The organism is Phycisphaera sp., from assembly GCA_025916675.1.
Taxonomy (GTDB): Bacteria; Planctomycetota; Phycisphaerae; order Phycisphaerales; family UBA1924; genus JAHCJI01.
Genome location: CP098402.1, coordinates 1,486,192 through 1,499,064, shown reverse-complemented (window position 1 = coordinate 1,499,064; position 12,873 = coordinate 1,486,192). Strand labels below are relative to the sequence as shown.

Below are 12,873 nucleotides of genomic sequence, written 5' to 3'. Positions count from 1 at the left end.
ACCGTACGCGTCGGGGCAAGAGGGCGTAACCAGCCGCGTAGCATCAGCCATGGCACAGGCGACCGACACGATGCGGCTGGACGTCAACGGCGAGCCCCGAGAGGTGCCGCACGGCACGACCATCGCCGGGCTCTTGGAGCAACTGGAGCTGGCCAAGACGGCCTGCGCGGTGGAGGTCAACCGCGAGCTGGCCCCCAAGGCCACCCACCAGGAGCGGACGCTGGCCGATGGCGACCAGATCGAGATCGTGACGCTGGTGGGCGGTGGGTGAGTACCCGGTGCAACCAGGGCTGGCGCGGTCGGTACCAGCCCCGGGAGGATCATGCTCATGCGTGCATCAATCATCGTTGCGTGTGGCTTCGCCGCGTCGGCGTGCCATGCCCAGGTGTTACCGGATGTAATCTCGATGGAGGTCGAGGCGTCTTCGAGGGCCGCGGTCCAGAAGCCCTTCGACCCGCTCATTGCGTTCGAGTCCGACTTCGACGACCAGTTGCCATTTCCCAGCGCCGAAGCCGAAGCCGACGTGGGCGGCAGGCTGGGCGAGCCGCGTGTGCTGAGCACAGCGAACTGCTCGGGCCGCGGCGCGGGCTCGACGGTCCTCCGCCTCGACGCGGAGCTCTTCTTCCAGATCGAGGAACCCGCATTCGGGACACGCACCCGCGTGGCCGTCGGGTCGTGGCGGCACCACGTGGTATTCGATCTCGATCGACCCGCTCTACTCCACCTGAACGTGCAGCCAAACCTGTTCGACGACATCGGGCTCATGGCGTACGAGCCGGGCATGCTCACAGGTCCCGATGGCGTGATCGTGAGCGGCGCGCCCGAGCCCGGTCTGCCGAGTTGGATATGGCTCATCGACCTGGGACCCGGTCGTTATACGTTCGAGTCCTTCGGCGACTATCAGGTTTCGTTCGAAGCCGACGAGAGCCTGAGCGATCGGGCGAGCCACGACGTGTCGCTCCAGTTCCAACCCCCGCACTGCCAAGCCGACTTGGACGGCGACGGCTCGCTCACGATCTTCGACTTCCTCGCCTTCCAGAACCTCTTCAACGCGGGTGACGATCGTGCCGATTTCGACGGTGATGGCGAGTTCACGATCTTCGACTTGCTGGCGTTCCAGAATGCCTTCGATTCGGGCTGCGAGTAGGCGTCTGGCCAGCCCGCGGCGGGCTTTGCCTACACTGCTCCGATGCCCCAGACGACGGCCGCCAACCCGCTCGAAAGCCTGCCGCTGAGCGGCGATCCGCGATTCATCCCGGGCCAGCAGGCCGACCCGGGCGATACCTCCCAGGCGGTGAGCTACAACCCGACGACCGGCCAGCCGCTGGCTGGCGTCAGGCTCGAGGGTGCGACCCAGCTCGAGGCCGCCATCGTCCGGGCCCGGGCCGCCTTCCTCAAGTGGCGGCTCGTGCCGGCCCCCGAGCGTGGCGAGGTCGTCCGCCGCATCGGCCACGCCCTGCGAGAGCACAAGGACGTCCTGGGCGCGTTGGTGTCAATGGAGGTCGGCAAGATCGCCAGCGAGGGCCTGGGCGAGGTCCAGGAGACCATCGACATCGCCGATTACGCCGTGGGGCTCTCGCGCATGCTCGGCGGTCGGACCATGCCCAGCGAGCGGGCCGACCACCGCCTGTTCGAGCAGTGGCAGCCCATCGGCCCCATCGGCGTCATCACCGCCTTCAACTTCCCCAACGCCGTCTGGGGCTGGAACGCCATGGTCGCGGCCGTCTGCGGCGACACCGTAGTGTGGAAGCCCAGCCTCATGGCCCCGCTGACCGCGATGGCCACCAACGCCATCGCCGACAAGGTCGCAACGGAGATGGGCCACGAGGGGCTGTTCAACCTCGTCATCGGCAACGACGAGACCGTGGGCAAGCCCATGGTCGCCGACGCCCGATTGCCGCTCATCAGCGCGACTGGCTCGACGGCGATGGGGCGTGCGGTCGGGCAGGTCGTCGCCGGTCGCTTGGGCAAGTGCCTGCTCGAACTGGGCGGCAACAACGCCGTGATCGTCGAGCCCGACGCCGACCTCGATCTGGCGGTGCCCGCATTGCTGTTCGCCGCGGTTGGCACCGCCGGCCAGCGATGCACCAGCACCCGCCGGCTCATCGCCCACGAATCGATCGTCGAGCCGTTGCTCGAGAAGCTCGTGGATGCGTACGAGCGTGCCCCCATCGGCGATCCGCTCGACGACAAGACGCTCGTTGGTCCGCTGATCCACGATCAGGCCGGCGAAGCGTTTGATGCGGCGATCGTTGAGGCCAAGGCACAGGGCGGCACGGTTCTGGTGGGTGGCGAGCGGGCGGATGTCTCGCTGGGCGGGTGCTATGTGCGGCCCACGATCATCCGGGCACCATCGAACAACACCCTGCCCATAGCGCAGGAAGAGACCTTCGCGCCCATCATGTACGCGTTCGGCTATCGTGACCTCGACGAGGCTATCGCCATCAACAACGGCGTGGCCCATGGCCTGAGCAGCGCCATCATGACCGCTGGCGTGCGAGCGAGCGAGCGATTCCTTTCACCCGCGGGCAGCGACTGCGGCATCGCCAACGTCAACATCGGCACCAGCGGGGCCGAGATCGGCGGGGCCTTCGGCGGCGAGAAGGACACCGGTGGCGGCCGAGAGGCCGGCAGCGACTCGTGGAAGGCCTACATGCGCCGCCAGACCTGCACGATCAACTACGGGGCCTCGCTCCGCCTTGCCCAGGGGGTGCAATTTGGCTGAGTCGACGAATCCCCAATCTGGCCCCCAAGCGAGCCCGGCCGATGCCGCACGCCTTGCCGCCACGGAAACCAGCCACGACGCCCTCGCTCGCGCCGCAGTTGCCGACATCCAGCCGGGCATGATCGTGGGCATCGGCACGGGCCGTACGGCTCGCCGCGCCATCGCCGCGCTGGCCGGCCGCGTGGTCGCAGAAAACCTCGACATCACGTGCGTCTCGACCAGTGAGGCCAGCAGCGCGTATGCCATGGAGCTTGGCATCAAGGTCCGCGAGTTCGCGACCATCGAGCACGTCGACTACCTGTTCGACGGCGCCGACGAGATCGACGGCCACCTGCGCATGCTCAAGGGCGCGGGCGGCGCGATGACGCGCGAGCGGCTGGTCGCGACCGCTGCTGCCCGGCGGGTATATCTGGTCGAAGAAGAGAAGCTCGTCGACCACCTGGGCGAGCGCACGCCGCTGGCCGTCGCGGTCATGGCCTTCGGGCTGGCATCCATCCGTGCCAACCTGCGCACGCTTGGCCTCTCGGGCGTGCTCCGCCGCAGCATGGACGGCACGCTCTATGTCACCGACAACGGCAACCTGATCCTCGACGTCCAACTCCACGGCGGTCGCAGCGGCAGCGACGAGGACCACAACTACGAGCGCCTGGCCGCCGCGCTCGACCACACCCCGGGCGTCATCGAGCACGGCCTGTTCTTGACCGAGGCCACCGAGGCCCTGGTCCGCCGCGACGACGGCAGCATCGAGCGGTTGCTGAGGCCGGCCGAGGCGGAGTGATCTGATATCCAACCGAGCCGCGTGCGTGAGCACGCAGACCCACGCCAGCGTGCGAACAATGCTTCCGTGAAGCGGCTGCTGCAAGCGATGGTGACCGACGAACGCGGGCGCGACGTGCCGGTGGTGCGGGAACTGCGTTCGCTGCCGGGGCCCATCGCGGTGTGGCGCAAGCGGACCTCCACGCCACCGCGCGTTGCAGGTATCTATCAGTGCCTGTGGATTGGCACGGTCTACATTCTCGTGAAGGGATCGCTCTACACCGGATTCCTGGCTTATGCCACCATATCAACGATCGGCATCAGCGTGGGCGAAGCCGTCGAGCAGATGCTGTTCATACCACTGAGCATGCTCGGCATGGTGGCGGTGCTCGTGCTGACCATGCGATGCGTCTGGGCGTTCTGGGGTCGGAGTGTATCGGCGCGGCTCATGGCCTCGCGTGGTCGCTGCCCATCGTGCGGCTCGTCGCTGGTGGCAGGTGGATCGGATGACGGCGGTGTGACGACGTGCGAGTCATGTAGCGCCGCTTGGCATGTCGGTGCGCCCGAGGCGTGTCCGGGTTGTGGCTACGACTTGGGCGGGCTCCCGGGCGCGACAGGCGGGAACATGACCTGTCCGGAGTGCTCGGCGACTTGGCCGACCGCGACGGCCGCGCGTGTGCAAACCGAACGACTGATATTTCATGGGGCCATGCGCGATGATGCCGGTAGTCTGGTGGCCCGGCAATCAAAAGCAAAGATCCGACGCGCTGTCGTACGGAGCAGGGCCAAAGGCGAACAGGAGCGGGCGAGGCTGCCCGGCATTTTTCTATGGCTTGCTACCGTGGCCGCGGTGTTTCTGGTTATACCCGTCATCGGCATGTCGACAACATGGCTTGCCGGGCTTGTTCTTCCCGAGAGGGGCTCGGAGTTCGCTGGTGGTGTCATGGTTCTCGCGGGTGCTGCATTGTGCGTCGCCATCATGTTACGGTACAAAGCGTGGGCGCAACGGTACGAATGCCGCCGCCTGGCCATCTGCCCCGCCTGCGACGCCGACATGCGCGGCCTCGTGCCAAACGCCAATGGCCTCACTCCCTGCCCCAACTGCGACGCGGAGTGGAAGCTGCCGCCTCAATCCACCGACTGACTTAGCTCCCCATCCAGCCACTCGGCCGGGTGCACTGCTCGCACGCCGGCCCCATCGTGCATCTGGTGCCGGCAGCTCGTGCCCGCGGCCAGCACGGGGCGGCCCTCAGCCTGGGCGTCCCGTGCGTGCGGGAGCGCACCGAGCTCGCCGATCTTCATGGAGAGGTCGTAGCGGTCCTTCGTGAAGCCGAACGAGCCGGCCATGCCGCAGCAGGTGGTGTCGGCGGTGCGCACGTGGGCGAATCGGTCGAGGAGCTTGTGGGCGTCGCCCATGCCACGCAGGGCCTTCTCATGGCAGTGGCCGTGGAGGTAGACCTCGGGTTTGTCGGTGGTCTCGGGCCGCGTCGGGTGCTCGTCCCAGTTATTCTCCAGGAACGCTTCGAGCGAGTGTGTGCGTGCCGCCAGGGCCCTGCGCTCGGCGAGCGGGATGGCACTCTTGAGCTGCACCCAGTCGTCGATGATCGCCGAGAGGCAGCTCGGTTCGAGCACGACCATCGGGGCGCTCGCATCGATGCCAACCAGCCGCGTGTACGTTGCGGTGATCGTGCGAACCGCGTCGTCGAGCAGGCCGGTGGAGATCATCGATCGGCCGCAGCAGCCCGCGTCGACCAGCACCGGGGTGTAGCCGAAGGCCTCTAATACGCGTCCCGCCGCGAGGCCGATGGCCGGTTCGTTGTACATCGTGAAACAGTCGCAGAAGACCAGCACCTCCGGTCGATCCTCGTGCAGGCCCAGGCCCGCACGCTTCCACTGGCCCGCGAGCGACCGCGCGAATGGCGGAAGGCTGCGACGTTCGTCGAGGTCCAACAGCTTCCCGGTCGCCCACTTGGCGAGCGAAGTGCGGTTCATCGCGTTGGCCAGGCCCGGGGTCAGCGAGCCGAGCTTGTTCAATGTGCGCACATGCCCGAAAACCGCCGCTTGGAGCGTCGGCCTTCCCTTGGAAGCGAACCGCTGGGCGGTGTACTCGGCCTTGAGCCGCGCGATATCAACATTGCTGGGGCACTCGCTCTTGCACGCCTTGCAGCTCAGGCAGAGGTTGAGCGTCTCGATCGTGCCGGGGTCGTTCCACGGGTCCGACTCACCCGATTCAAGCTGCCCGGTCGTTGCTAGACGCAGGGCGTTGCCCCGGCCGCGCGTGCTGTGACGTTCGTCGAGTGTGGCCATGTAGCTCGGGCACATGACCCCGCCGCTGCGCTTGCGGCACACGCCCGCGCCGTTGCACATCTCGACCGCGCCGCGGAAGTCGTGCTGGTCGGCGTAGTCGAAGTACGTCGCCACGGGCAGGACATCGGTGTAGTCGCCTTCGGGTTTGATACGCGTCTTCTGCGTGATCGCCTTGATCGCGGTGGGGGTACCGACGATATTGCCCGGGTTCAGCAAGCCACTCGGATCGAACACCGCCTTCACGCGTGCGAATGCCGCCATGAGTTCGGGCCCGTAGAACCGCTCCAACAACGGCCCGCGCACACGCCCATCGCCGTGCTCACCGCTCATGACGCCGCCGAGTTCCTTGGCCAGGTCGGCGATCTCGATGGCGATGGCGTGCATCTTCTTCTCGTCCGCTGCACGACGGGGAGCGAGCATCGGCCGAACATGCAGCACGCCAACCGACGCGTGCGCATAGAACGCCGCGTATGTATCGTGCTTCTGGACAATCGCCCGGAACCTGCGGACGAACTCACCCAATCGATCGACTGGTACGGCGTTGTCTTCCACGAACGTTATGGGCTTGCGTTCGCTCACAATGCCATGCAGCAACGGCTCCCCGGCCTTTCGCAGCGCCCACGCGTCGCCCATCTCTCGCGGGTTGTCGATGGGCTGGACGCCCACCGTTGCGTCAATCGCTTCGGCGACACGCTGCCCTTTCTCCAGGCGTTCACGGATACCGTCGAGATCCTCGGCGAAATATTCGACGTAGAGCACGCCCCGCAGCTTCCCATCGCTGGGCATCGGCATCGCCCTAGCCGAGTCGCGATGCGTGCGGTTGGCCAGGGCGAGATCGATGATCATGTCATCGACCAGTTCGATCGCGGCGGGTTTGGTCTCCAGCAATGGCCCGACCGCCGCGATCGCCGCGTCCAGGCCGTTGAATCCCAACAGGAGCAGCCCCTTGGCCTTGGGCAACGGGTGCAAGACGAGCTGGGCGCTCAGCGTGATCGCAAGCGTGCCCTCACTGCCGCAGAGTAACTTGGCGAGGTTGACCACATCCAGTGGATCCAAGCCCTCGCGTTCGGCCAACTCGATGTCGTCCAGCACCATATCCAACGCGTACCCGGCGTTGCGCCGCAACGTCTTCGGATACCGCTCGCGGATGGCGTCCCGATGTTCCTGCACGATCTCGATCACGCCCGCCGCGATCCGGCGTGCGGCCGGATCGCGGGCCCCTGCCTCGAACCGCGTCACCGTTCCATCGGCCAGGCACGCCTCAATCGCCTCCACGCTCTCGGCCATGCGCCCGTATAGCACCGACCGCGATCCCGCTGCGTTGTTGCCGATGCTGCCGCCGATGTTTGCCTGGCGGGCTGTGGAGGGATCGGGCGCGAAGAACAGTCCCGTCTCCGCGAGCTTTGCGTTCAGATCGTCGATCGTGATCCCCGGCTCGACCGTGCATCGTCTCGCCTTCGCATCAATCGAGCGGATCGCCGTCATGTACGGGCTCGAGTCGATCACGAGGGCTCGGTTCACGCACTGCCCCGCCAGGCTGGTCCCCCCACCCCGCGGCAGCGTCGGTAGGCCGTGGTCGCTGGCCAGCCGGGCGGCCCGAACGACGTCGCGGGCGTTCTTTGGGATCACCACGCCCAATGGCTCCACCTGGTAGCTCGACGCGTCGGTGGCATAAAGCATGCGATCGTGGTATCCGCTGCGGACCTCGCCCTCGATGGCGTTTGCCAGGGCGCTGAGGATGTTCGCGGGCAAAGCACCTGCGGCGAGGGAAAGCTGTGGAAGGCTGAGGGGAGGCATCGGTGCAGGGTATGGGTCACGGGACTGTCACAAGCACGGTTCCGCTGGACGGGAACCCCCCGCTCGGTCGATCCAAAGGTGCCGGTGTCCGTACAGGCCCGTACGGAACCGTCGCACTGATTCCATGGAGGAAGACCCATGCCCGCCACCCGCACCTGCCTCAGCCTCGCCCTGTTCGCCGGCCTTGCCATGCCGGCCTCGCTGGCCCTCGGCCAGGACGAGGCCCAGGACCTGCCCATCACCGCCATTACGCTGTACCGATCGGGCGTGGGCAGCTTCGAGCGCGTGGGCGAGATCAACGGCGACGCCAACGTCTACCTCCGCGTCGATCAGGGCCAACTCAACGACCTGCTCAAGAGCTTGGTCGTCCTCGATGGCGGCGGCGGCACGGTTGGGGCCATCAGCTATGGCTCGCGCGAGCCCATCGAACGCCGCCTGGCCAGCTTCGGCGTGAACCTGGCCGACAACCCCTCGATGGCCGAACTGCTCGGCCGCCTGCGAGGCGCACGGGTCAAGGTCCAGACCGCTGACAGCACCGCCAGCGGCACCATCACCAGCGTCGAGACCGTGCAGCGGGCCGAGGGCGACAAGGCCGTACAGACCTACGCCGTCACGATCTTCACCGGCGCGGGCATCAAGCGCATCGACCTGGACGACATCATCAACCTCGAGTTCCTCGACGAGCGGCTCAAGGACGACATCGAGCGTGCGCTCGAGATCCTCGCCCAGGAGCGCGACGAGAACATCCGCACCGTCGAGGTCTCGACCACCGGCGATGGCGAGCGTGAGCTGCTGGTCAGCTACGTCCACGAGATGCCCGTGTGGAAACCGGCGTATCGCCTCGTGCTGAACCAACGCAACGAGCCGATCCTCCAGGCGTGGGCCATCGTCGAGAATACGACCGAGGAGGACTGGCGCGGCATCGACCTGTCGCTGGTCGCCAGCCAGCCGGTGGGTTTCACGATGGACCTGCAGACGCCACTGTTCGCGGAGCGGCCGGAGATTCCCGTGCCCGCCGGAGCAATGGCAAGGCCGAAGTTGTACGCTGGTGGCGAGATGTTGCGGTTGGAACAACGCGAGATGAGGGATTCGGTCAGAGGCCGTGGGCTGCCTACACCGTCGTCTCCAGCAGCCGAATCTCGACGGAGCGGGCAAAGCAGCCTGGGGCTCTCGATGGACACGGCGGAAGCCTTCTTCGCCTCCGCTTCCAGCATGGCCTCCGCCGTCCAGGTGGGCGAATCGGTCGTGCTCCGCATCGAGAACCCCATCGACCTCGACCGCCAGCAGAGCGCGATGATCCCGATGCTCACCGAGCGGGTCGACGCTCGCAAGATCAGCATCTACACCCCCAGCGAGGGCGGCCAGCCCATGCTGGGCGTCGAGCTGACCAACACCACCAGCGCCCCGCTTATCAGCGGGCCGGTGGCGGTATACGACGGTGCCTACGCCGGTGATGCGATGGTCGGTTTCGTGCCCATGAAGGCCGAGCGGATGCTGGCCTACGCGATCGATATGGATCTCAAGGCCCAGCAGGCCCAGAACTCCAGCAGCTCGCGCGCGACGTACCGCATCACCAACGGCTACCTCCACACCAGCTATGTCCGCACCATCACCAACACCTACACCCTGCGGAATGAAGCCCAGAAGCAGCGGACCGTCATCATCGAGCACCAGCCGATGGGTGGGTGGGATCTGGTCGAGCCGACCAACGGCGCCAAGAGCGACGACGGCAAGGTCCGCTTCGAGCGTACCGTCGACGCGGGCAAGAAGCTTGAGCTCAAGGTCGTCGAGCGGCGCACCGAATCATCACGCTACGGCCTGATCGACAGCGACCTGCCCAACCTCATCGAGCAGGTGACCCGCGGCGGCGGGCAGGCCAGCGACGCGTTGATCGAGGCGTTGCGCATGGGCGCGAAGCTCAACAAGAACGTGGCCGACCTACGCGGCAAGCTCAACCGCATCACCCAGCAGGTCAGCGCTATCCAGAGCGACCAGGGCCGCATCCGCCAGAACATGCAGGCCATCGACAAGACCACCGATCTCTACCGTCGCTACCTCAATACGCTGACCGAGCAGGAGGACCAACTGGCCTCGCTCAATACCGAAGCCGAGCAAACGCGCAAGGCCATCGAGCAGGCCGAAGCCGAGCGGCGGGCGTACTTCGAGAAGCTGAGTGTGGAGTAAGCCTGTGACGTCCCAACGAGTGGTCGGCTCGGGCTGCGGTATACTCGAGGTATGAAGAGAACTCGTACCCTACCGCTGCTCGCCGGCTTCCTTGTTTTAGGGATCCAGTCCGCGTCCGGGCGTGTCCAGGACCAAGAGCGACCGGCACCGGCCCAGTCTCAGGAGGTCGAGATCGCCGTCGAGGACCAGGACGTGGTGCTGGCCGGGACGATATTGCTCCCCGCGGGGGCCACGCCCGAGAGGCCCGTGGCCGGCGTGGTCCTGATTACCGGCTCGGGGCCGCAGGACCGCGACGAGTCGCTCATGGGCAAGAAGCCCTTCAAGGTGCTGGCCGAGGGCCTCGTCGAGCATGGCTACGCCGTGCTTCGATACGACGATCGCGGCACGCTGGGCATTGGTATCGGCAAGAGCACCGGATCGTTCGCGGGATCGACCACAGTCGACTTCGCCATCGATGCCGCAGCCGCAGTGGATTACCTGGCTGCGCATCCAGCCGTCGACGCGTCCAAGATCATCGTGTGCGGCCATAGCACTGGCGGCCTGGTGACGGCCAAACTGCTGGGCCAGAACAAGGTGCCCGCCGCTGCGGTGCTGCTCGCGTCGCCCTCTGTCATCGGCTGGGAGTTGCTTGCCTACCAGTCCGACAAGATCCTCCGCGTGACCGACGAGCACCAGCCAACCGGTCTAACGCCCGAACAGATCGACGAGATGGACCAACTCCAGACCGAGATGATCAGATCGGTCGCCGTAGGCACCGAAGCGCAACAACGTGACGCGGCTCGTGCCGCGATCGAGTTCAACGTGCGTCTATCAGGAACCGACCCCGCCGCACTGACGGACGAGATCATGGATACCGCCATTGCCCAAGCGCTCGCGCCCATGCAAGAGACATGGATGGCTTACTTCATGCGCTACGACCCGGCCGAGGATCTTGGTTCTGCCAGGGTTCCCGTACTCGCAATCTTCGGCGGGCGTGACCTGCAGGTTGCGCCTGAGCAGAACATGCAGCCGATGTCTGAGCACATCCGCGCGGCAAACGACAACCATTCAGCCGTGATGGTGTTGGAGACCTCGAATCACCTGTTCCAACACGCCGAGACTGGGTTGCTCACCGAATACGCCACAGCGGGAGATCCGATGGAGCCCTTGCTCATTGATCTCGTGGCGGCGTGGTTAAATCGAGTGCTTGCCGAGTAAGCCGGGGAGGCTTAGTTGCCACCCTCGGGCTTCTCTTCGGCCGGCTTGGCCGGGGCTGTGCCTTGCACAACCTCTGCCCGTTTCTGCAAGCGGCCAAAGTAGGCCTGCAGCGATTCCTGCCACTCGATGGGCACGACGTTATCTTCGATAGCCTCGGCCACGCCGGTGCTGGCGGCCTGCACGGCGCTGGAAAACTGGGCGACCGACTCGCCCTTGACCAGCTCACCATACACGAGGCGCTCGGCCACGATCGGGCCCTGCCCCAGGTGCGTGGGCGTGCGCTGGGCCTGGCGGTCGACCTCGACCGGAGCGGTCTCATCACCCGTGGCGTGGTTCGAGCCGACGCCGGCCATCGGCCCGGTGCCGGTCTTGCTGCCCTGCAACGCGGCGAGCGCGCCGCCCTGGCACATGGACTGCATCTGGCTCTGCGTCTGGGCGAGCATGGCCTGAGCGGCCATCTGCTCCATCTGCATCATTTCCATCTGGCTCAGCATGCCGGCCGAGGCCTCGCCCGCGCCGCCCTGGCCGGGCTGCATCGCGGCCTGGGCCATCTGGCCCATCTTGTCTCCCATGCCCTGGCAGGCCTGGCATGCCAGGGCCATCTGCTGGGCCTGCTGCATGAGTTGCTGCTTCTGGGCGGGCGTCAGGTTCTGCATGTTCTGCATCGCCTGCTGCATGGCTTGCTGCATCTGCTGGGGGTTGTTGGCGTTCTGGGCCATCTGCTGGGCGAGTTGCTGCGCCTGCTGCTTGTCCATGCCCGCCTGCTGGAGCGCCTGCTCGAGCGAAGACTTGTCCTTGGCGATCTGCTCGAGCTGGGCCTGCATGTTCTTGAGCTGCTCGGCCAACTGTTGTTGTGTGGCCTCGTCGAGTTCGCCGCTATCGATCTGCTTGGCGAGTTCGTCGAGCTCCTTCTGGGCGGCCTTGAAGTCGCCCTTGGCCAGCTCACGCGCCATGTTCTCGGCCGGGCCGGGGCCTGGCTGCTTCATGCGGCTGAGCTCGCGGCGCATGGCCTCAAGCTTCATGGCGGCATCGCCCTTCTCGACCTCGTCCTTCAGGGCCTTCTCGGCCTGGGTCAGCTTGTCGAGGGCCGCCATGCGCATGGCTTGGGGCGTTTGGAGCTCGGGGTTCTGCTCGGGGTTGAATTGGTCGAGGGGCTGGCCGGTCGCTTCGGCTACCTTCTGGGCGATCTCTTCGGCGACCTTGATGGCGACCTGGGCCTCTTCCATTTCCTGGTCGGCCTTGGCCTGCTGCTCTTCCTTCTCGAGCCAGCCGAAGATGTCGGGGCTGGTGGCTGGCAGCACGAACCAGATGATCGCAACGGCGACCGCAGCGATGGGCGGTGCCTTCCACAGCTTGGTGAGGGTGAGCGGCAGCGCGGCGCGCACGTCGACCCCGGTCGCGCGGCGGTCGGCATCGGTGCGGACGGCGGCCGACCAGGGATCGGTCTGGGTCTCGTAGAGCCACGCGGTGCTCAGGCTCTCGCGAAGACCGGCGGCTTCGTCGATGGCCCGGGCGACGGCAACGCCGCGTGGGCGGGTGATGAGCGACCAGATCGCGGCGGAAGCAACAGCGGCACCGGCGGCGATGGCAATCGTGGCCACCACGTCGAGCCCTATGCCGGCCATCCAGAAGCCGATCTTTGCGGCCAGCACGCCCAGCACGGCGAGGAAGGTCGTGACCGCCAGCCGCTGCAGGAACAGGCGGACGAACAGCCGGAGCGAGGCCTTGCGGACGACGCGGTGGACGGCTTGCATGATCGATGCCTCCTTCGCTGGGATGCGACCACAGCCCGACAGAACAGTCGGCCGGCGAGGATCCCCCGATGCACTATTGTACGAACAACGGCTGGGTTCGTTGCATTCCGGCAGGTTATGGCCCCGAGATGACGCGGCGGCGTGGTCAAATAA

Annotated in this window: 9 protein-coding genes; 7 read left to right on the top strand and 2 right to left on the bottom strand. The window is 66.3% G+C overall.

Annotation, left to right across the window (positions count from 1 at the left end):
• The first annotated feature begins 49 nt into the window (after window positions 1-49).
• The 5 genes from thiS (at window position 50) to NCW75_06485 (ending at window position 4,625) form a co-directional block, all read left to right on the top strand.
• Window positions 50-271, top strand: a complete 222-nt coding sequence (gene thiS / locus NCW75_06505) for a sulfur carrier protein ThiS (GenBank protein UYV13935.1) — start codon at window positions 50-52, stop codon at window positions 269-271.
• Window positions 272-328: 57 nt separating this feature from the next.
• The gene (locus NCW75_06500) at window positions 329-1,147 is read left to right on the top strand and encodes a hypothetical protein (GenBank protein UYV13934.1); all 819 of its coding nucleotides are present in this window, start codon (window positions 329-331) and stop codon (window positions 1,145-1,147) included.
• A gap of 42 nt (window positions 1,148-1,189) precedes the next feature.
• Window positions 1,190-2,725 (top strand): aldehyde dehydrogenase family protein, encoded by a 1,536-nt coding sequence (locus tag NCW75_06495; GenBank protein UYV13933.1) that lies wholly within the window; start codon window positions 1,190-1,192, stop codon window positions 2,723-2,725.
• Entirely contained in the window at window positions 2,718-3,503 is a 786-nt protein-coding gene (gene rpiA, locus NCW75_06490; GenBank protein ID UYV13932.1) for a ribose-5-phosphate isomerase RpiA, read from the top strand. The genes NCW75_06495 and rpiA overlap by 8 nt, the downstream gene beginning before the upstream one ends.
• 66 nt (window positions 3,504-3,569) lie before the next feature.
• Window positions 3,570-4,625 carry a hypothetical protein gene (locus NCW75_06485; protein UYV13931.1) on the top strand — a complete coding sequence of 352 codons (1,056 nt, stop codon included), beginning with the start codon at window positions 3,570-3,572 and terminating at the stop codon, window positions 4,623-4,625.
• Here NCW75_06485 and NCW75_06480 read toward each other — a convergent pair.
• Window positions 4,610-7,585, bottom strand: a complete 2,976-nt coding sequence (locus NCW75_06480) for an FAD-binding protein (GenBank protein UYV13930.1) — start codon at window positions 7,583-7,585, stop codon at window positions 4,610-4,612. The genes NCW75_06485 and NCW75_06480 overlap by 16 nt on opposite strands.
• A gap of 138 nt (window positions 7,586-7,723) precedes the next feature.
• Between NCW75_06480 and NCW75_06475 the strand changes: the two genes are divergently transcribed.
• Window positions 7,724-9,769 carry a hypothetical protein gene (locus tag NCW75_06475; GenBank protein UYV13929.1) on the top strand — a complete coding sequence of 682 codons (2,046 nt, stop codon included), beginning with the start codon at window positions 7,724-7,726 and terminating at the stop codon, window positions 9,767-9,769.
• Window positions 9,770-9,820: 51 nt separating this feature from the next.
• Window positions 9,821-10,966, top strand: a complete 1,146-nt coding sequence (locus tag NCW75_06470) for an alpha/beta fold hydrolase (protein ID UYV13928.1) — start codon at window positions 9,821-9,823, stop codon at window positions 10,964-10,966.
• Window positions 10,967-10,977: 11 nt separating this feature from the next.
• Here the strand turns inward: NCW75_06470 and NCW75_06465 are convergent, their stop codons facing one another.
• Window positions 10,978-12,720 (bottom strand): hypothetical protein, encoded by a 1,743-nt coding sequence (locus tag NCW75_06465; GenBank protein ID UYV13927.1) that lies wholly within the window; start codon window positions 12,718-12,720, stop codon window positions 10,978-10,980.
• Window positions 12,721-12,873 lie beyond the last annotated feature (153 nt).

Coding starts and splice junctions, on each gene's coding strand:
- NCW75_06480 (UYV13930.1), bottom strand. CDS start 7,585: ATGCCTCCCCTCAGCCTTCCACAGCTTTCCCTCGCCGCAGGTGCTTTG.
- NCW75_06500 (UYV13934.1), top strand. CDS start 329: ATGCGTGCATCAATCATCGTTGCGTGTGGCTTCGCCGCGTCGGCGTGC.
- NCW75_06495 (UYV13933.1), top strand. CDS start 1,190: ATGCCCCAGACGACGGCCGCCAACCCGCTCGAAAGCCTGCCGCTGAGC.
- NCW75_06475 (UYV13929.1), top strand. CDS start 7,724: ATGCCCGCCACCCGCACCTGCCTCAGCCTCGCCCTGTTCGCCGGCCTT.
- thiS (UYV13935.1), top strand. CDS start 50: ATGGCACAGGCGACCGACACGATGCGGCTGGACGTCAACGGCGAGCCC.
- NCW75_06465 (UYV13927.1), bottom strand. CDS start 12,720: ATGCAAGCCGTCCACCGCGTCGTCCGCAAGGCCTCGCTCCGGCTGTTC.
- NCW75_06470 (UYV13928.1), top strand. CDS start 9,821: ATGAAGAGAACTCGTACCCTACCGCTGCTCGCCGGCTTCCTTGTTTTA.